Source organism: Streptomyces sp. KL116D, from assembly GCF_030766975.1.
GTDB lineage: Bacteria > Actinomycetota > Actinomycetes > Streptomycetales > Streptomycetaceae > Streptomyces > Streptomyces longispororuber_A.
Map to the genome: position 1 here is coordinate 1 of NZ_JASERH010000147.1, position 17,949 is coordinate 17,949.

General features: G+C 69.5%; 15 protein-coding genes and 5 pseudogenes. 16 read left to right on the forward strand and 4 right to left on the reverse strand.

Annotation, left to right across the window (positions count from 1 at the left end; all coding sequences use genetic code 11):
• Positions 1–232: 232 nt before the first annotated feature.
• Positions 233–1,370, reverse strand: a pseudogene (locus RBJ77_RS57750) (IS30 family transposase).
• A 343-nt stretch (positions 1,371–1,713) separates the two neighbouring features.
• On the opposite strand from RBJ77_RS57750, the pseudogene cutA reads away from it, so the two are divergent.
• Positions 1,714–2,039, forward strand: a pseudogene (gene cutA / locus RBJ77_RS57755) (divalent-cation tolerance protein CutA).
• A gap of 51 nt (positions 2,040–2,090) precedes the next feature.
• Here cutA and RBJ77_RS57760 read toward each other — a convergent pair.
• Positions 2,091–2,606, reverse strand: a complete 516-nt coding sequence (locus RBJ77_RS57760; RefSeq protein ID WP_372352286.1) for a hypothetical protein — start codon at positions 2,604–2,606, stop codon at positions 2,091–2,093.
• Positions 2,607–3,054: 448 nt separating this feature from the next.
• Positions 3,055–3,345 (reverse strand): helix-turn-helix domain-containing protein, encoded by a 291-nt coding sequence (locus tag RBJ77_RS57765; protein ID WP_372352287.1) that lies wholly within the window; start codon positions 3,343–3,345, stop codon positions 3,055–3,057.
• Positions 3,346–3,708: 363 nt separating this feature from the next.
• On the opposite strand from RBJ77_RS57765, the gene RBJ77_RS57770 reads away from it, so the two are divergent.
• The 4 genes and pseudogenes from RBJ77_RS57770 to RBJ77_RS57785 all read left to right on the forward strand — a co-directional run bounded on the left by RBJ77_RS57770 (position 3,709) and on the right by RBJ77_RS57785 (position 6,846).
• The gene (locus RBJ77_RS57770; protein ID WP_372352288.1) at positions 3,709–3,966 is read left to right on the forward strand and encodes an ATP-binding protein; all 258 of its coding nucleotides are present in this window, start codon (positions 3,709–3,711) and stop codon (positions 3,964–3,966) included.
• Positions 3,967–5,039: 1,073 nt separating this feature from the next.
• Positions 5,040–5,384: a hypothetical protein gene (locus RBJ77_RS57775; protein WP_372352289.1), complete on the forward strand. Its 345-nt coding sequence runs from the start codon at positions 5,040–5,042 to the stop codon at positions 5,382–5,384.
• Between the two features lie 168 nt (positions 5,385–5,552).
• Positions 5,553–6,071 (forward strand): annotated as a pseudogene (locus RBJ77_RS57780) (HAD family hydrolase); the annotation flags it as partial.
• Positions 6,072–6,507: 436 nt separating this feature from the next.
• A complete protein-coding gene (locus tag RBJ77_RS57785; RefSeq protein WP_372352290.1) occupies positions 6,508–6,846 on the forward strand; it encodes a hypothetical protein in 339 nt (112 codons plus the stop codon).
• Positions 6,847–7,033: 187 nt separating this feature from the next.
• On the opposite strand, the gene RBJ77_RS57790 is transcribed toward RBJ77_RS57785, so the two are convergent.
• Positions 7,034–7,342, reverse strand: coding sequence for a hypothetical protein (locus RBJ77_RS57790; protein ID WP_372352291.1), 309 nt, complete (start codon positions 7,340–7,342; stop codon positions 7,034–7,036).
• Positions 7,343–8,178: 836 nt separating this feature from the next.
• On the opposite strand from RBJ77_RS57790, the gene RBJ77_RS57795 reads away from it, so the two are divergent.
• The 11 genes and pseudogenes from RBJ77_RS57795 to RBJ77_RS57845 all read left to right on the forward strand — a co-directional run bounded on the left by RBJ77_RS57795 (position 8,179) and on the right by RBJ77_RS57845 (position 17,440).
• The gene (locus RBJ77_RS57795; RefSeq protein WP_372343423.1) at positions 8,179–8,367 is read left to right on the forward strand and encodes a hypothetical protein; all 189 of its coding nucleotides are present in this window, start codon (positions 8,179–8,181) and stop codon (positions 8,365–8,367) included.
• A 31-nt stretch (positions 8,368–8,398) separates the two neighbouring features.
• Positions 8,399–8,737, forward strand: a pseudogene (locus RBJ77_RS57800) (thymidylate synthase); the annotation flags it as partial.
• A 467-nt stretch (positions 8,738–9,204) separates the two neighbouring features.
• The gene (locus RBJ77_RS57805) at positions 9,205–10,197 is read left to right on the forward strand and encodes a carbamoyltransferase N-terminal domain-containing protein (protein WP_372352368.1); all 993 of its coding nucleotides are present in this window, start codon (positions 9,205–9,207) and stop codon (positions 10,195–10,197) included.
• A gap of 101 nt (positions 10,198–10,298) precedes the next feature.
• Positions 10,299–10,768 (forward strand): annotated as a pseudogene (locus RBJ77_RS57810) (carbamoyltransferase C-terminal domain-containing protein).
• A complete protein-coding gene (locus tag RBJ77_RS57815) occupies positions 10,765–11,373 on the forward strand; it encodes a hypothetical protein (RefSeq protein ID WP_372352292.1) in 609 nt (202 codons plus the stop codon). Before RBJ77_RS57810 ends, RBJ77_RS57815 begins: the two are co-directional and overlap by 4 nt.
• A complete protein-coding gene (locus RBJ77_RS57820; protein ID WP_372352293.1) occupies positions 11,306–12,103 on the forward strand; it encodes a hypothetical protein in 798 nt (265 codons plus the stop codon). Before RBJ77_RS57815 ends, RBJ77_RS57820 begins: the two co-directional genes overlap by 68 nt.
• Positions 12,104–12,628: 525 nt before the next feature.
• Positions 12,629–13,240, forward strand: coding sequence for a class I SAM-dependent methyltransferase (locus RBJ77_RS57825; protein WP_372352369.1), 612 nt, complete (start codon positions 12,629–12,631; stop codon positions 13,238–13,240).
• A 1,287-nt stretch (positions 13,241–14,527) separates the two neighbouring features.
• Entirely contained in the window at positions 14,528–14,713 is a 186-nt protein-coding gene (locus tag RBJ77_RS57830) for a hypothetical protein (RefSeq protein WP_372352294.1), read from the forward strand.
• Between the two features lie 191 nt (positions 14,714–14,904).
• A complete protein-coding gene (locus tag RBJ77_RS57835; protein ID WP_372352295.1) occupies positions 14,905–15,714 on the forward strand; it encodes a phosphotransferase in 810 nt (269 codons plus the stop codon).
• A gap of 223 nt (positions 15,715–15,937) precedes the next feature.
• Positions 15,938–16,222 carry an NAD-dependent epimerase/dehydratase family protein gene (locus tag RBJ77_RS57840; RefSeq protein WP_372352296.1) on the forward strand — a complete coding sequence of 95 codons (285 nt, stop codon included), beginning with the start codon at positions 15,938–15,940 and terminating at the stop codon, positions 16,220–16,222.
• A 750-nt stretch (positions 16,223–16,972) separates the two neighbouring features.
• The gene (locus tag RBJ77_RS57845) at positions 16,973–17,440 is read left to right on the forward strand and encodes an NAD(P)-dependent oxidoreductase (protein WP_372352297.1); all 468 of its coding nucleotides are present in this window, start codon (positions 16,973–16,975) and stop codon (positions 17,438–17,440) included.
• Positions 17,441–17,949: the final 509 nt, after the last annotated feature.

The following is a 17,949-nucleotide window of genomic DNA, read 5'->3' on the forward strand; positions in this document are numbered from 1 at the left end:
CGAGTTGAGGCCTTGACCCAAGGCCGGGTAGTTAGCGTTTCCGCAGGTCAAGCAGGGGATCCGTCATCTGCGTGATTGCCGTGTAGCGGCCACGCATAAGCGATCGGTCTTGGCGTGGCGGTGGTTGCTGGCTCGTCTGAGCAGCTCCACAGACTCCTCGATGTAGAGCACGCGGATGCCATCGTCGCCCGCACCGAAATGGCAGATTCTGATCGAGCGTCGCAACACGTGATCATTCCAGTGTTGCGACGAGCTTATGGAAGAGCTCCGCGGGCGTATGCCAGCCAAGCACCTTGCGGGGGCGGTCGTTGAGTTCGGCCGCGACGGAGGCGAGGTCCTCGGCGCTGTGGATCGACAGATCGGTGCCCTTGGGAAAGTACTGCCGCAGCAGTCCGTTGGTGTTCTCGTTCGAGCCGCGCTGCCAGGGACTGGCCGGCTCGCAGAGGTAGATCGGGATACCGGTGGAACGGGTGAATTCGTCATGCCGACCCATCTCGCTGCCTTGATCCCAGGTCAGCGACCTGGCGAGTTCAGTGGGGGACGAGGCAAAGGCGTGCACCAGAGCGTCGCGGACGTGCTCGGCGCCTTTGCCGTCGGGCAGGTGCAGGAGTTTAACGTAGCGGGTGGCGCGGTCAACCAGGGTCCCGATGGCGGAGCGGTTGCCCCGGCCGACGATGAGGTCGCCTCCCCAATGCCCGGCCACCGACCAATCGTCGACCTCGTCGGGGCGCTGGCTGATCAGGGTGCCGGGGTCGATGAAGCGGGTGGCACGCTCATCAACGCGGCGTCGACGGCGTCGACCGTACCGGCCGGTGCGGAGCACGCCGGGCTTGCGCTCCAGGCCGGCACGGTGCGGCAGGCAAATCGCCTGGTAGATGGTCTCGTGCGCCAGGTGCCGATCCGGCTCGTCGGGGAATGCCGAGCGCAGCACCCGGCTGATCTGCTCCGGACCCCAACGCCGGTCCAGGTGCTGCTGGATGAACTGCTTCAGCTCCGGATCGCGCCGTATCTTGCCTTCCTTCGAGCGTGCCCGGCGCACGGAGGTCCGCCGCTGGGCCTGGAACGGGTGGTACTTGCCGGTGCGCGGACAGCGGTTGCGGCGTACCTCACGGCTGATCGTGGCCGGGTCGCGGCCGAGCTCGCGCGCGATCCCCCGCAGAGACTTCTTCTCACGCAGCAAGTCCGCGATGGTGATCCGCTCGTCCTCGGACAAGTACCGCGGTGAGACAGCGTCGGCGGCCCGCTCCTCGGTGATCGGCGGATAGAAGTGCTCGCTTCCCGCCCGATTGACGATCTTCCGTCCGTACCGCCACCGCTGCCCTCGTCTTGCGATGGATACCTACCTCGCGGCACGCGGCCGAGATACTCATTCCCTGCGCCATGAGGCGAAGGAATTGATCACGCTTCTCCGCCAGCGGGGCAGGTCCACGCTTCCGACGGTTCCGGCGCGGCTGGGTCATCGCAACCTCCCTCAGGGGCAGGTGTTGCAACGAGATCTAGAACCCAAGCTCCCAAACGGGGCCATCGCTCATCCATGAAGCCACCCCAGTGACCGTCGGCTCGGGGCGCTGAACCCGGCAGGCCTGGAACAGATGCGCGCCCGGCGTTCCAAATCATGGCGGCTCGAACACTACGGGCCGTCTCCGCCCCTCTCGCTGGCCTGCGTCGAACACATGGGTAGGGTCGTGGTACCCGAGGTGGAGAGGTAGCCGCATGGACCCCGAGATCGTGATCGCGCAGACGACGAGTGACGACGAGGAGCAGGCGAAGAGTCTCGCCCGAGGCGCTGTTGAGAGCAAACTGGCGGCGGGCGTTCACATCGATGCGCCCATCACCGCCTTCTACTGGTGGCAGGGGAAGGTCGAGGCGGCTCAGGAGTGGCGGATCTCCTACATGACGTCGGCGGATCGCCTCCCCGCGCTTGAGGCATGGCTGCACGAGAGGCACTCGTACGACGTCCCCAGTGGGTCACGCTGCCTGTGACCGGAGGGTCGGAGGCGTACTTGTCCTGGGTCGTCGACGAGACGCGTCCGCAGTAGAGGGCACCACCGCAGCGCCCTGCTCTTACCGAGCCTGTGCGCTTGGACGCTTCACAGCGTCGCGAATGTCAGCATATGGCTGGCCAGATCATGCTCGGTGTCGGGGAGCCGGGCAGCGATGGCCTGCGCCCGCTGACGGCCCATGGTGTTGGGCTTCGACTCTGCCGCTACTGCGAACTGGTGCGCGACGTGAGCCCCGCGGTCTACGTCGCCGCCGCGCAGAAGTGCGGACGCCAGGTCCCCCAGGACGACCACACCGGACTCGGGTAGTTCACCGCCGAGGCGTTCGACTGCGGAGTCGGCCGTGGCCGTCAGCTCCTGACAGCTGAGTTCGCCGTAGACCGAGAGGGTTAAGGAATCCATTCGGTACGGCGTTACGAAGCGGACCCACGCCTGCTCGCTCGCATGGTCGGCGAAGTCGTAGGCGAACCTGGCCTGGTCCAGCGCGCGAAGGGCGGCAGCGTCATCGCCTGACTGAGCGGCCTCCTCCGCATACCGGCCCAGGGCCCACGCTGCGGCGGTTGCATTACCGCGTCCGCGTACGTCCTGAGCTGCCTGCGAGAGCATCTCCAGCGCCTTCGTGGGGCTAGGGGCACCGTAGCTCGCGTAGCCCAGCGCCAGAGCGCGTAGAGGGGGATGACCAGCCTTCTTCGCGCACTCCAGAGGTCACTCCGTAATAGGAAGTGGCCTTGTCGTGCTCGCCGAGGTCCCAGGCGAGCCACCCAGCAGGAGCGGCAGTCTGCCCCGGCCGCGATGGTCAGGGCTCGCTCGTGGGCTCCGGCGCGGGGAAGGGCTGCGGTGATCGCGTCCAAGTGCGCCTCGACGCGGGACTGCAGGCTGAGCGCGCTCTCGTTCAGCTCGTCCACGTGCAACCGGGCCGCATGATCAATAAGCACCCCCGCGGACTCAGGGTCGATCTTGGAACCCTTGCTGAGTGCGTAGGCCAGCCGGCCCGCCCACGGCTCGGCAGCCGCAGCCGCACCGACGACTGCGCCTCCCAGCGGCGTTCGGCGTTTCATGTCGTCAGATCCTCCGCCTCGGCCTTGTTCTTCTCTCGCCGCCTGGCGCGGGCGGCTTTCGCTTCGCTGCAGCAGCGGCTCCAGCAGGGACGCCACAGAGCCAAAGCGATGTTCCCCAGGGTGTGGTCCGTCGGAACGTTCGCACCGTTCTCGTACCGGTTCACCTCTCGGCGGGTCACCGTTGCCCGGCCGGAAGCGGCGTTGATCGCACCAGCCTGCTCGTCCTGTGTCCGATTCGCGTTACGCCGCAGGTGACGGAGCAGCTCGGCAAAGGGATCCACTGCCATGAGTCTGACTCCAATCCGTGGGAGAAAGCCAATACTCCCTCAACTCCCCCTAATTTTCCCCCTTGACAAAGATTTCCCCCCTCCGGTTTCCCCTGTTCCGGATCGCGCAGCCACGGTGCGATGTGCTCATGACCACGCACCGGACAGCAACGCCGCCCGGCCTCGGGGCGACGACGGTGGCGCCCTACGTCGTCGGCGCCGTGACCGCTCGGTGTCCGCTGGCCTCTCACGTTTTCGAGATGGCCATGGAGCCGGTAGATGTGCACGTCGCTCAAGCACGGCGAACCACGGCCACCGTGCTGAAGCACTGGTCGTTGCCGGACGCGCCGGCAGAGGACGCCCGGCTCTGTCGTTTCGGAGTTGGTGTCCAACGCGATCATCCACGGTTCCGGGGACGTCCGACTGCGACTGCGACACGACGATCACGAGCTTCGGATCCGAGTCACCGACGACAGCACCACACCGGCGGGGCGACGACGTGCAAGTGCTGCCGGCCTCGGTGGTCGAGGGCTGCACCTCGTCGCCTGCCTGTCGCTTCGGTGGGGCGTCGCGGACGGCGGCCGGACGACATACGCGGTCATCCCCACTCTCGCGGAGGCACCATGTCGCCGCACAACGTAGTCAAGCTACGGAGCCGACGTGATGAGCCTCGTCGCCTTTGATCGGGGGCGAGAGAAGCACACGGGGGGTGGGACGCCGACCGCTGGCCGTGACCACCCCAGCTGGCCTCGCACCTCTGCCCAGCTGAAGCGCCAGTCCCGAGCTGGCCAACTCCGAGGCCTTCGTCAGCACTTCTACCGTCAAGCCGTCGACGCGCAGGCCGATCAGCCGCTGCGCGTGCTGGCGTACAGCTTGGTACCGAGTCCGGGGGCCCGACCATGATGAGGATTGGGGGACGCTGCGAGGCTGAGGCCGACCAGCTCGGTTATGCGATCGCCGCCCGGCTCCACGATGTGGCGGTCCCGGTGACCACGACGTGCTTCCCGGCATCCAGTGCAAGCCAGGGCGTCTACACGCCGCCTTGGGATCGACCTGGTTGGCGGGAAGCCGAGCGGCAGCTCCGAGCGAGGCTTGGCCGACGGCGTGCTCGTCCTCGACCGGCACAACATCAGCTCCGATGACGACGAGTACCACGCCGTGATCAAACACCTGGGCGAGCACTGATCGGGCGTTTCTCCACCTCGTGATCTCCGAGGAGCCCGTCGCGCCGACTTGAAGGCGTCCACTGCGCTGGATGGACAGGAAGGGCTGGGGCTGGCGGCAGATCAGCGCCCAGATCGCCCTGATCGTCACCGTGAGCGGCGTGCTCGTCTTCACCTTCAAATACACCTGACCGAGGGCTGACCATGACTTTCGAGGGACACATCGATCGTGCGCCGCGCCTCCTGCCGCACCGCGAGCAGGGCGAAGCGCTCCTCGCCATCAGGGACGCCGCTCCGTCGGCACCCAGCGAAGAGGGCATCGACCTCTTCGCCGTGCCCGCCGGTGAGGTTCAGGGCGTGACTTCAACCTCTCGCGCTTTCACCGGCTCTCGCGCCTGCCGGCCACGTGCCGGAGGGATCGACCTTGCCGTCGGCTGACGGCCCGCCGGACGCGGCCTGACTCCTCAAGGGAGCACGACGGCGACCACCGCTGTCCCGGATGCCGTCACCGGTTACCTACACCTTCCCATCCATCCCCGAGCAAGGTCTCAGATGAACCGTCCCGTTCTCGCTCTGGCCACCACCATCGCCCTCGCGTCCGCGGTGCACATCGCCCAGCGTCACCTGCAGCACCGCCATTCCCTGGAGCTGGCGGTGTACCAGGCCCACGGCCGCATGCTCGAAGTCGCCACCACGCAAACGGATTTGGCCCCGATCTGGGTGCGCAATCATCCCGATCACGTCAAGGACGACGAATCGGGTCCGCTCCTGATGTGCCAGTGGTGGCTTGAGTTCTGGCGCACCGGCCTCAATCTCAGGGTGTTCACCCCGCCGTCCGGCGGCAGAACGCGCGGAACTTCATGGAGGACCCGACAGCCCTCAAGGCGTGGGCTCTGACCCGCCACGGGCGTGCCCAGCAGTCCCGGGGGCGATGGGACCGCACGCACGTGGCCTTGCTCGACGCGGCGTTCGAGGAGGCCGGCGGTCCGGCCCAGTACCCCGAGTTGGAACTTGCTCCGGCCTCGGCCCTCTGAGCGCGACGACACCCTGACGAGAGGATGAGTCATGACCGTTCCACTTGCGGATCACCACCCGCTACGGCTCACGCCGAGCGACCCCAGAGTCGCGCGCTCTTCTCCTCGACCTCGACGGAGTGCTGCTCGACACGCGTGCCGTGATGCGGAAGGCGTGGCAGAGGGTCCAGGAGATCCACGGCGTCGTGCTCCCCTTCGCGACTACGAGCGCCACCTGGGTCGCGAGTTCAGGGGACATCATGCAGCGACTGGGCGTGACCGATGCCGAGGCGGTCCGCAGGACGTGCGAGGCGGAGTCCGTGGCCACCGCGCGCACCTCGCGGAGGAGTTCGCCGGCATCGTCGAGACGCTCCACGCCTTCGTGGCCGCCGACTGGCGGCTGGGCGTCGTGACGTCCAAGCCCGTCGACCGGGCGGCCCCGCTCCTCGCGCGCCTCGGGTGTCCCTTCGCGACCATTCGCACGCCCGCCGGAGAGGGCCGGACGAAGCCGGCCCCGGACCCACTCCTCCTGGCACTGGTCGACCTGGGGGTCGACCCCGCCTCCGCCGTCTACGTGGGTGACATGGCGGTCGACCAGGAGTCGGCCGCCCGCGCTGGCGTCCCGTATGTACACGCTGGATGGGGCTACGGGCAGCCGACGGCTCCCGCCCCGAGACGGTCGCGTCCCCCATGGAACTGTTGAGCCTCCTTCCCGCCAAGCAGCTCGTCGAGGGGAACACGGTGTGAGCCCCCGCACGACTGGTGGCCTCGAGCCTAGTCCGCTCCTCCAACGCCGGGAAGCCGACCTGGACTCTTGTCGGAACCGGCGTCCTGGCGCACGCGCGGACCGACCACATCCACACCACGGACTTGGAAGCGACGACCGTCGACAAGCAGTTACTGCGCTCCGGCGTCGAAGACGTCATGGAGGCCGTCGACCGCTACGGCGCCAAGTTGGCCACTCACCCCAGGTGGAGCCGACTGGCTCCACGTCCAGCACGTCCCCGATGCGACGCTTCGTCGCCGAGATCGTGCGCAAGCTCCTGGCCCTGAACTCCTGGGCACCGTTCGCCTCCGCCCCAGGGCCCCTGACCCTGGCCCCCTACGAAGAACTCGTGGGACTGCGTTCGAGCAGCTCGCGTGAGTACCTGGCCTACACCGTGACGTGGTCCGGCGTCGCGTACGTGCTCGGTGCTGCGGCACCGCACAACCCGACCCGCTCAGCCCAGCTCCGGAACCGCACCCTGACGAGTACGGCGAACACGGAGCCGAGTCCGCTCCCTCGGCCGCCGGACGGCAGGACGTCCTGGCGCTGTCGTGGACCTCCCGCCACGCCGCCACGCTGACCCCGGTTCTCGCCGAACTGGCGCGCGGCGGGCAGAGGAGCCTCCTGCTCGATCTCGCCATTGATGCCGCCGAGCGGTGCAGCGCGGGACCGGCAACGGGTATCGAACTGCGCTCGGCCCCGAGCGAACTCTTCACCGTCTCCGGCACCGCCGAGAGCCTCCATCGTCCCGACGACGAGCACGTCGTTCAGGTGGGAGGCCACGGCGTCCAACTTGCCCGGCTCGTAAGGCTCTTGTCCGTGCTCTTGGAGACCAGCGGGGGCTGCACCCAGCCGTCGTGGCGGACGGTGGTGCGGGCGGAGAGCTGGCTCGACGACATCCTGTCGACCACCAGACCGCACACCGTCCTGCTGAGCAGCGACACCAGCCCCCTGGGGGTGCTGGCCGCGCACGCCGCCGAGCGGCACGGAGCGAACTCGGTGCACGTCCAGCACGGGGCGTGGACGGCGGAATCGGTCGCCTGGCCGGCCCTGCACAGCCGCGACATCATCGTCATGCGGCGAGCGAGGACCTCGCCCTGGGCCGGGGTGGGCGCGCCATCCCGAGGCCGAGGTGCACGTACTCGGGCAGCCCCGCTTCGACGTCCTCGCCGGTCTGAGCCGCCAGGCACAGCGGCGGTACCTGGAGAGCTGCTCGCTTCGGGGGCCGACGTGGGCCGACCCGGATCGCGGTGTGGGCATGCCAGCCCTTCAACCCCGGTCACCTCAAGTCCCACGCGGACCTCCTCCTGGACGGGCTTGCCGAGGCGGGCGGCGACTGGGGGCTCGTCATCGCTCCACACCCGGCACAGAACACCGACGCCTTGACCGCTCTGGTGAAGCGGGACGGCGGGCCGCCCGTCGCGGTGGCCGACCCCGGGTCGGAGCGCGGGGCTCCCTTGCTGGTGCTGACGCGCAGTAGCGAGCGCGTACTCGACGTGCGGAATCGAAGCCGCGCTGCTCGGCATCCCGGTCCTCGAAATCGGCCCGCCGGGCGAACGCACCCTGGGCCTGGCCGGTCACGGACTCGCGACCCGGTGCGAGGCCACCGGGGACATCGCCGAAGCGCTCTCCGGCGTGAGCGGGGGCCCCGCGCCGATCCCGCGGGCGGCCCTGGACGCCGTCTGCCGGTGGCGCGGAGACGAGCGCCGCTCGGATCGCCCGGCTCATCACCGACCGCGCCACCTCCGGCCCGAGGGCCAACGACTCCACCACCACCACGCGGGCGCCGCTGCGTCGCCCAAGGACGAAGGAGCATCCGCCCGATGACATCCCTCTCGGCCGACAGCATCGCCGAGCTGTTCTCCGGCGCCGTCACGCTGGCCAAGTCCGGCGGGAAGATCAGCCCCGGGGCATGGCCACCCACGAAGTCCGCGACGTGCACCTGCTGCTCACCCAGCCGCGCGCCCGCCTGCTCTACGCCCCGCCTACCCGCATCGTGAATCCGGCCTTCGCCGTCGCCGAGATCGGTCTGGCACCTCTCCGGTTCCGACGCACCGTGGATCTTCGACTACAACAACCGACTGCGGCAGTTCGCCGATGAAGGCGTCCTCCTGGGGGCGTACGGTCCCAGGATGCGGAACTGGGCCGGCAAGGTCGACCAGCTCTCCCGCGTCGTCGAAACCCTCCAGGCCGACCCCGACTCCCGGCGAGCCCTGATCCAGCTCTACGACCCGGCCCAGGACGCCGCAGGGCACAAGGACGTGCCCTGCACCCTCGGATTCCGGTTCCACCTGCGCGCCGGCCGCCTGCACATGGCGACCACGATGCGCGGCCAGGACGTATGGATCGGCATGCCGTACGACGTGTTCTTCTACACCGTGCTGCACGAGCTGATCGCCGGATGGCTCGACGCGGAACTCGGCGAGTTCCGCTTGCACATCGGCTCGCTGCACATCTACGACGAGCACATCGAGCAGGCCGACACGCTCACCTCGCTCCCGGCGAGCGAGATCATGCCCGACTTGCGAACACCCTGGAACAGCTTCGACGGCCTGCTCGACCAGGTCGAGGCCCGTGACGTGACCGGTCACCCCGGCTGGGACGCGATGGCCGAGACCCTGTGCAGCTACCGGCTGTGGAAGGACGGCAAGCGCGAGCAGGCGTGGCGGGCGGCCGACATGATCGACGGGCCCCTCGGCCAGGCCCTCACCGCCTGGTACGGAGAGCTGGAGCGGCGGTCGATCAATCGCGCCGCGACGGCCGGGAGCAAGGTGACCGCCGCCATGAAGCGCACCCCCTCCGTGATCCTCGGCCTGTGCTCGTACACCCACGACTCGTCGGCCGCCCTTCTCGTGGACGGTGAACTCGTCGGCTTCGTCGAGGAGGAATGCCTCTCCGGGCAGAAGCACACCAAGCTCTACCCGGCCCGCGCCGTGCGATGGCTCCTCGACCTGGCCAAGCTGAGCGCCACGGACGTGGACGCCGTCGCCTACAACTTCCAGCCCGCCCGCTACCTCGCCGATTCGCCCGCCGCCCTGCGCATGGCGCTCTCGCCGATGACACGCGACCGCAGCCTGGCCCGCGCCCACGGGTTCGCCAGGTCGCCCTGCAGGACCCGGCGGCGGCTGCGCGTCCTGGCAGCCAGTTCCCCTCGGCCCGCGTCACACCGGTCCTGCACCACCGAGCCCACCAGCTCACGGCCTTCGCGGCCTCCGGCTGGAGACAAAGCCGCCGTGCTCGTGGTCGACAGCCTCGGCGAGCGGCAGACCACCACCATCGCCCACGGCCACGGCATCCAGCGCCCCGCCTCCAGCCCTTGGAAGCGATCAACGACCCGGCCTCCCTCGGGTACGTGTACGGCGCCGTCACCGAGCACCTGGGCTGGAGGCGTGGCGACGAGGAAGGCACCGTCATGGCGCTGGCCGCTCTCGGCGACCCCGCCCGCTTCCGACACCTGTTCACTACGGCGGTCCGGACGACGGCCACGGGCTTCCGCATCCACCCCTGCTACTTCCCGGCGCGCACCCTCACCTCGGGATATCCGAGGACGTCCCGGCGGTTCGTCGCCGAGACCTGCCCCGAGCGGCACCCGAGCGAGCCGCTCACCGACGTCCACCGAGACCTGGCGGCTGCCCTCCAGGAGCGGACCGAGCAGGTGATGGTTCACCTTGCCCGCCGTGCCCGTGCGCTCACCGGCTCCCGGCGCCTGTGCGTGGGCGGCGGCGTCGCCACGAACTGCGTCAGCATTGGAAAGATCATCGAGGCTGGCATCTTCGACGAGGTGTTCGTCCCGCCGGCACCGGGGACGCTGGAACCGCGATCGGGGCCGCCCTCGCCGTGCACGTCGATGGGCGCAGCCCTCGCCCGGTCGCGGGCATCGCCTGCCACTGTTACCTCGGCCCCTCTTACGAGGACCAGCCGCTCGACCTGACTCCTTGGTCCGGTCTCCACCAGAAGACCCTCGGCGTCGAGACCGCCGAGTTTCTCGCCGACCAGCTCGCCCACGGCGTGATCGCCGGACTCTTCCAGGGAGTGGGGTCGAAGCCGGGCCGCGCGCCCTGGGCAGCCCGCTCGATCCTCGCCTCCCCGCTGGAGCCCGGCGTCGTCGAGCGGCTCAACGCCACCGTGAAGTTCCGCGAGCCGTTCCGGCCCTTCGCCCCCATGGTTCCCGCCGAGCGCGCCGCCGAGTTCTTCACCCTCGGCCAGCCGGCCCCGTACATGTCCATGGCCTCCGGGGTGACTGACCTGACGCGTGAGCGGGTGCCGGCCATCATGCACGCCAACGACACCTCCCGCCTGCAGACCGTCGCCCGGTCGCAGAACCCGTTCATGCACGCGGTGCTGTCCGCCTTCGGCCGCCGGACCGGCATCCCGTGCTGATCAACACCTCCCTCAACGTCAAGGGCAAGCCAATTTGCGGGACACCCGAGATGGCCCTGGACTGCCTGGCCAACTCCGGCCTCGACGCCCTGCTCCTCGAAGGGCGGTGGATCACCAAATGAAGATCGGATCACAGCTTCTGGGGCTTCCTCGGCAACGGCGTCACCGACACCCCGACGGAGGTCGCAGCCACCGCCGTCCCTTCATCGAAGCCCTCCTTGCCCGCGGTCACGAGATCGTCTTCCTCCAGCCCGACCGCGACCGCCTCGAAGCCGGTGACAACCTCGGTGGCGCGTACACCTTCGACGACGGCCTGCCCGGCATCGACGCCCTGCTCCTGGAGTGGCGCTGGGCGATTCCCGGCCGCAACACCACCGTGTGCGGTAGCGAGGGGCACACCTGCGACCTCCATCGGCAGGCCCAGCTCATCAACCACTACACGGCCCGGCACCGGACGCCCACCGTCATCTGGGACAAGGACCGCACCCTGCGCGCCGAGAGCGTGTGGCGCCACACGACCCACACCCGCGTCTGCGAGGCCGCGCTCACCCCGACCCCCGGCGCGCACTCGTTGCTCTTCCCCGTCGCCGAGGACCTCCTCGCCCAGACCGATCCCCTCACCCTCCGCGGCGCGGCCTCGGGATCTCGCGCTTGGCTACGTGGGCAACCAGTACGACCGGGACGAGCCCTTCGACCGCTTCTTCGCCCGGCAGCCACCCGCGTCTGAGCACCTGGTCGCCGGCAAGTGGACGAAGACCGGCCGCTGGCCGCACGTCCGCTTCGCGGGCCGGATCCGCGTTCGAGGATGCCGCCGGCGTCTACGGCCGCTCCTGGCCACGGTGCTCATGCTTCCCGAGCGGTACGCCGCCGTCGGGCAGATGACCCAGCGCATCTTCGAGGCCGTGCTCGCCGGATGCCTGCCCCTGGCCCCGGCGGACATCCGCTTCGCCGACCGGTTCGTCCCGAAGGAGCTGGTCGTGCGCTCAGGCGACGACGTGCTCGAACACCTCACCTACCTGCGCGAGATCGCCGGCACCGAGCAGCACGCCGCTGATCGCCGCATGTGTGGACCGGCTGCGCCTGTTCGGCCTGTGCAACGCAGGTCAACACCCTGGAGTCCGTCCTGCACGGCCTCCTCCAGGCCACCGCGACCGAGCGGGGAACTGCCTGATGCAGACCACTCGATCGACCACGGCGCGCGGATCCTCCGGGCACGTCCCGGAGGAGGGCCCGCCGGACACCGAACCGCTCTACGCTGGAGCACCATGAAGAAGGTCGCCATCGTCGGCTGCGGAGGCAGCGGCAAATCCCACGTGGCCCGCGAACTGGGCAGGATCCTCGATGCCCCGGTGACACACCTGGACGCCGCGTTCTACGACGACGAGTGGAACGCGTTGCCCATGGACAAGTTCACCGACGCGTCCAGCGCGAGCTGGTCGCGCAGCCGCGGTGGGTGATCGACGGCAACTACAACTCGACGCTGCAGGTACGGCTCGAAGCCTGCGACACCGTGGTCTGATGGACGTGTCGACCGTGGCGGCGCTGTACGGGATCTTCTCCCGGCAGATCCGGCACGGCGCCGGGCACAAGGGCAACGGGTGCACAACCGCATCCACTGGGGCGTGATCAGTACGTCGCCACGTACCGGCGCAAGATGCGGCCCCGCGTGATGGCGAAGATCGAGGAGTTCGGCTCCGGCGCCGATGTGGTGCTGCTGGCCAACCGGCGCCAGACGCGCCGCTGGCTGCGGAAGGTCGCCGCCGAGCAGTCCTGACCGGCCAGCGCCCCCGGTCAGGGGTGCGGCATGAACGAGCCCAACCCGTTCCTGGACCCCGCCCGGCAGCCGGAGCTGTACGGACACGCCTCGCGGCTGGCCGGGCGGACCAGTGCCCTGATGCGCGCCAAGACCGCCGGCCGCACCCGTGCCCGAGACCATCGTCAGCCTGGTGCAGACCCATCACGCCCGACCGGACCGGCTCGGCATGGTGCTCGACATCGGATGCGGTCGCGGCACGAGCAGCCTCATCCTCGCCGAGCAGCTCCGGCCCGAGCACGTCGTGGGCCTGGACGCCGCCCCGCCCTGCTCGCACAGGCGCGCGAGCGCGTCAAGGGCTTGCCGACAGCACGGTGGAGTTCGTCGAAGGCGACTTCCACGACCTCCCTCTGCCCGACAGGTCGAGCGATGTCGTCGTCGCCGCGTTCTGCCTCTACCACTCGCCGCGCCCCAGGACGTAGTCGGACAGATCGCCAGGGTCCTCGCCCCCGGTGGTGTGGCCGTGCTCGTCACCAAGGGCCTCGACAGCTACCGGGAGATGGACCAGCTGGTCGCCGCGCCGGTCTCGATCCGCGCGCCGCCCAGCACGAAAGCCTGTACACCGCAGCCCACAGCGACAACTGGCCGACATCGCCGCCTCTTCGCTCGACGTGATCGCCGTCCTGGACGAGAGCACGTCTTCACCTGTCGACGAGCCATGACCACTCCAGCGCGCAGTACCTGGCCACCAACCCCAAGTACGACCTGGCGCCCGGCTTGTACGGCAACCCCGGTGCCCTGGCGGAGGCCCTGCACGAGTTCCTTCCCGACCGGCCGCTGACCGCGGTCCCGGATCACCTTCGTCGTCGCCCAGCCGAACGATGGGCGGTCGGCATGACCACTCGCGCCCTTCACCAAGCCCTACCACGCGGAACCGGAGCGTGCGGCGGCGCGGTGCGCCACTACCATTGGCTCACCGAGCACGCCAAGCCAATGCGGCAGCCGGCGCTCACTCACCGTCGAGTGAACAGCCTGACGTTCGAACGGATCGAAGGCCGCTCGGTACGCCCGGACGACCTCCCGCGCGTCGCGGCACTGCTGGGTCATGCCCACGGTGCCGCCTGGGCCAGCGACCTGCGGTCCGCACGTCGCTGGAGACCCGCGCACCACTTCGGGACGGGACCAGGTTCGACGAGCTACCTCGGCCCCCGGAATCGCGCCCTGCGGCGACGCCACGAACAGGGCTACCTGCCGAACTAAGAGCCGCGCTGCACGCGATGTTCGGCTTGCTGGAAACGACGGCCCAAGGGCCCTGCGCCTTCTACAAGGACAGCGCGGAACTTCATCGTCACCAGCAGGGACATCGTCGCCGTCGACATCGACTGACCTGTGTCCCTGGCCCGATGGGCTACGACCTCGCCAGCTCATCGTGACGCTCCACCTGACCTACGGGCGCTCGGACCAAGCCGTCACCAACGCTCTGCTCGCGTACAACGCGGCAGCTCTACGGCTACGACGCCCGGCTGGGAACGACGGACCGAAACCAGCTCGACAGCTCGCTGGCCCACTGCGTGCCGTGCTCACCGCCCCGTACGTCGGTCGCAGCGGCTACCGCTACAGCCTGCCCCTCCGTTTCAGCCACCGAGGAGCCTCATGATCACCACCGAACTCGTCTTCGTCCACGGCACGGCCAGGCCCAGTGCAACGCCGACGGCCTTGTCGGAGGCCCGCGCACCTGCACCGGCCTGAGCCTGGCCTCGGGTATGCCCAGGCCGAGCGGGCCGCACGCCGCCTGGCCACCGAGCACCTGAAGAAGCCCTTCGACGTCATCTACACCGGCCCGCGGATCCGTCTCGTCCAGACCGGCGAGATCATCGCCAGACCCTCCGGATCGTGCGCACGACGACCGACTCGACGGCCCGGTCCACGGCGACGCCGATGGCCGGCCCTGGGACGCGGTGAAGACGGCCGCCGACGGCGGGCCGCGCGCCCACCCGACACACCCTGGGCCAACGGCTCCGACACCTGGAACGGATTCCTGGGGCGCGCCAGCAGGAGACCTGAGCCAGCTCATCGAGGAGAGAACCGGGGCAAGCGCGCGTCGTCTTCGCGGCCCACGCGGGAGACGGTGATCACCGCGCACACCCTGCTGCTCGGCATCCCGATCGGCTCGCCCGCCGGATTCACCCACAACCACGCCTCCATCACCCGCTGGCAGCACCACCGCAACCGCCTGGGGCAGAGCCGCTGGATGCTCGACCGGCACAACGACACCGAGCACCTCAGTCTCCTCACGCCGGAGCCGACCCCGTGATCGCGACCTCGCGCACGACCCCCGCTACAACTGGCGCACCTCCTTCCTAGGCGCAGTCGACATCACTGCTGGCGGACCCCGCGCTCCCGCCCGCGTCGTACGCCTGGTGGCCGACGACGGGCGTCAGTTCATCGCAGAAGCAGCACGCCGAAGCGAGACCGGTACGCCGCAGAACTCCACGCCTACCGGACGTGCGTCACCCATCTGAGCGGCCATGCCCCAGAGTTGGTCGGCCGGGACGATGCCACCGCACCCTGCTGCTCACCGCGCTCGCAGGCCACCGCGCGGACACCTTCGCTCCGGGCTCACCCGAGGAGGAGCTGGCCCACCACGAGGCCGGGCGCGTGCTGGGCAAGCTGCACCGGGCCACGCCATGCCCCTGGGCGGTGCCGTCGGCGCTTCGCTCGCCGAGCGGTTCCACGGAGTGGATCGGCCGGGCCGTCCACGCCGACCTGCTCGACGCGGCCGAGGAGAACCTGCTGAAGCACCACGCGGTGATCCTGGGCACCAGCCAGATGGACGGCGCGATCTGCCACCTCGACTACCAGCCGCGCAACTGGCTGCTCGGCGACGCCGCCGGCATCTTCGACTTCGAGCACATGCGACGCGACGCCCGGGTCCGCGACTTCGCCCGGCTCGAATTCCGACGCTGGCGAGGCCGCACACCTGCGCACCGCCTTCTTCGACGGCTACGGACGCTCCCTCAACGACACCGAACGCCGCCTCTTGGAGTGCTTTCGGCGCCATCGAGGCGGCCACAGCCTGGTCCAGGGCCACCAGGAGAACGGCTACCGCCCTCAGCGCACACGGCAGAACCGTCCTGTCCCGGCGCTCGCCTGACCAGACCGCTCAACGCTGGCTTACCCCTCTGGAGATCCCGCTGCCCGCGGCACGAGCAGCCCCCGACCAGCGCTTCCCTCCGACGGGCCGTGGTTACCGGCTCCGCCGGAGTCATCGGCTCCCACCTCGCCCACACCTTGTTCAGGCCGACACCACCGTGATCGGGGTGGACCGCCGAGACCCGTCTTCCGACCCGGCGTGCCGCCGCCAACCTCGCCGCGCTGCGGGAGCGCGTCAGGAATACCACCACGTCACGGCCGACCTCCTCCACTGCGCGATCGAACCGCTCCTGAGTCGACGCCGACACCGTCTTCCACCTCGCGCCGGCATCCCGGGGTACGGCCCTCCTGGGGACCGCAGTTCGGCGACTACCTCGCGTCCAACGTGTTGGCCACCCACCGCGTCCTCGAAGCCTCCACCCGGATCGGCGTCCCCGGCTGGTCGTCGCCTCCTCGTCCAGCGTCTACGGACCGACCGACGGCGACGCGAGCCGCGAGACCGACCGCCAGCGCCTCCCCGTACGCCGTGACCAAGCTGGCCGAGGAGCAGCTCTGCCTCGCCTACGCCGAGCGCCCCATCGGTCCCAGCGTCGTCGCCCTGCGGTACTTCACCGTCTGCGGCGCCAGCGCGCCGACATGTTCACCCACCGCGCCTTGTACGCCGCCCTGACTGGACAACCCCTGCGCCTGTACGGAGACGGCGCAGCGCCGCGACTTCACCTGCATCGACGACGTGGTCGCTGCCACGATCGCCGCCGGCACACGTCCCGAACGCGCGCGGTGCCATCAGCAACGTCGGCGGCGGCTCGGGCGCCTCCCTGCTGGACGTCGATCAACATCGCCAGCAGCCTCACCGGCCGCGAGATCCAGCTCCGCAGGACCACGTGCGCAACGGGGACGTGATCTTCGCGCGTGCCGACCCCGGCCGCGCCGGAGAGCGTCCTCGGATGGCAGCCGCGCGTCGACCTCCGCAGCGGACTGCGCGCCCACATGCAGGCGCTGGCCGCCCCGGTGCCGGTCTCACAGCCGTGCCGCATAGGCGACCCCGTCGGATCATGAGAGGAGTGCTCATGGAAACGAGCGGGCACGGCTGGACGCCTTCTTCCGGAGGATCACCGCGCAGTTCCCCGCCGGGCGAAAGGCAGCGTCACAGCGCTGGTCATCACCCACCTGCTCCCGGAACGACCCGCGTTCTTGCGCGCCATGGCCGCGGTGTCCACGGTCGGCGCCGTCCTCCCCAGCGGTCGATCCGCAGCCGGCCCTCGACACCGTCCGCGCGCACCCTGCCGGTCCACGACCTGAGCCGAGCAGCTCAGCGACGAGACAGAGCCCTGCACTGCCTGGAGGACACGGCCGGCGAAGCCAGGACATCGTCCTGGTCGACATCGGCGGCTACTTCGCGGCCAGCCTCGACACCCTCGTGAGCAAGTTCTCCGGCCGAATCCTCGGCGTCGTCGAGGACACCGAGAACGGACACCAGCGGTACGCGGCCCTCGGCTCGCTGCCGTGCCCCGTCGTGTCCGTGGCCCGCTCACCGCTCAAGGACTGCGAGGACCACCTCGTCGGCCGGTCCATCGTGTTCTCCACCGACGCCCTCGTGCGCGCCCGCGGGGACATCCTCACGAGCCGCAGCGCCTGCGTCATCGGCTTCGGCAAGATCGGCCGCTCGATCGCCCAGACCCTGCGCGCCCAGGACCTGCGCGTCACCGTGTACGACAACGACGCGGTCAAGCGGGTGCAGGCCCACGCCCTCGGCTTCCGCACCAGCGCGTCCACCACCGAGGCCGTCCACGACGCGGAACTCGTCCTGTGCGCCACCGGCAATCTCGCCCTCCGGCACGAGGATTTCGCCGCCCACTGCGCAACGGCGCATACCTCGGATCGGTGACCTCCTCGAGGACGAACGCTCGAACTCGGCGGCCTCGGCGACCTCTACGAACGCCACCCCGTCGGACCCCAGTTGACCCGATACGAGGTCACCGGCCACTACTTCTACGTTCTCGCCGACGGCGCGCGCCGGTCAACTTCGTGCACGGCGCCGCCGTCGGCTATCTACATCCACCTCTCGTCCAGGCCGAGATACTCGCCGCCACCGCTGCGCTCAGCCACGCGCGATTCCAACCCGGACTGCGCGAGATGCCAGGCGCCGGCCGATCGCGACACCATCGCCAGGACCTGGCTCCGCCACTTCGAAAGGTGACCTCGTTGACCCTCCACTGAACACACCCGCGCCGTCACCGAGGCTTACCTCGTCCGCCACCCGGACGAGCGCGCCTCCCTGACGATGCTGTTCGCCGTGCTCGCAGGCGCGGACGATCCACCAGCCGCGAGACCTTCCCCGCCCACGTGACCTGCAGCGCGATCCTCATCAACGGTGATCGGCACGTGCTGCACATC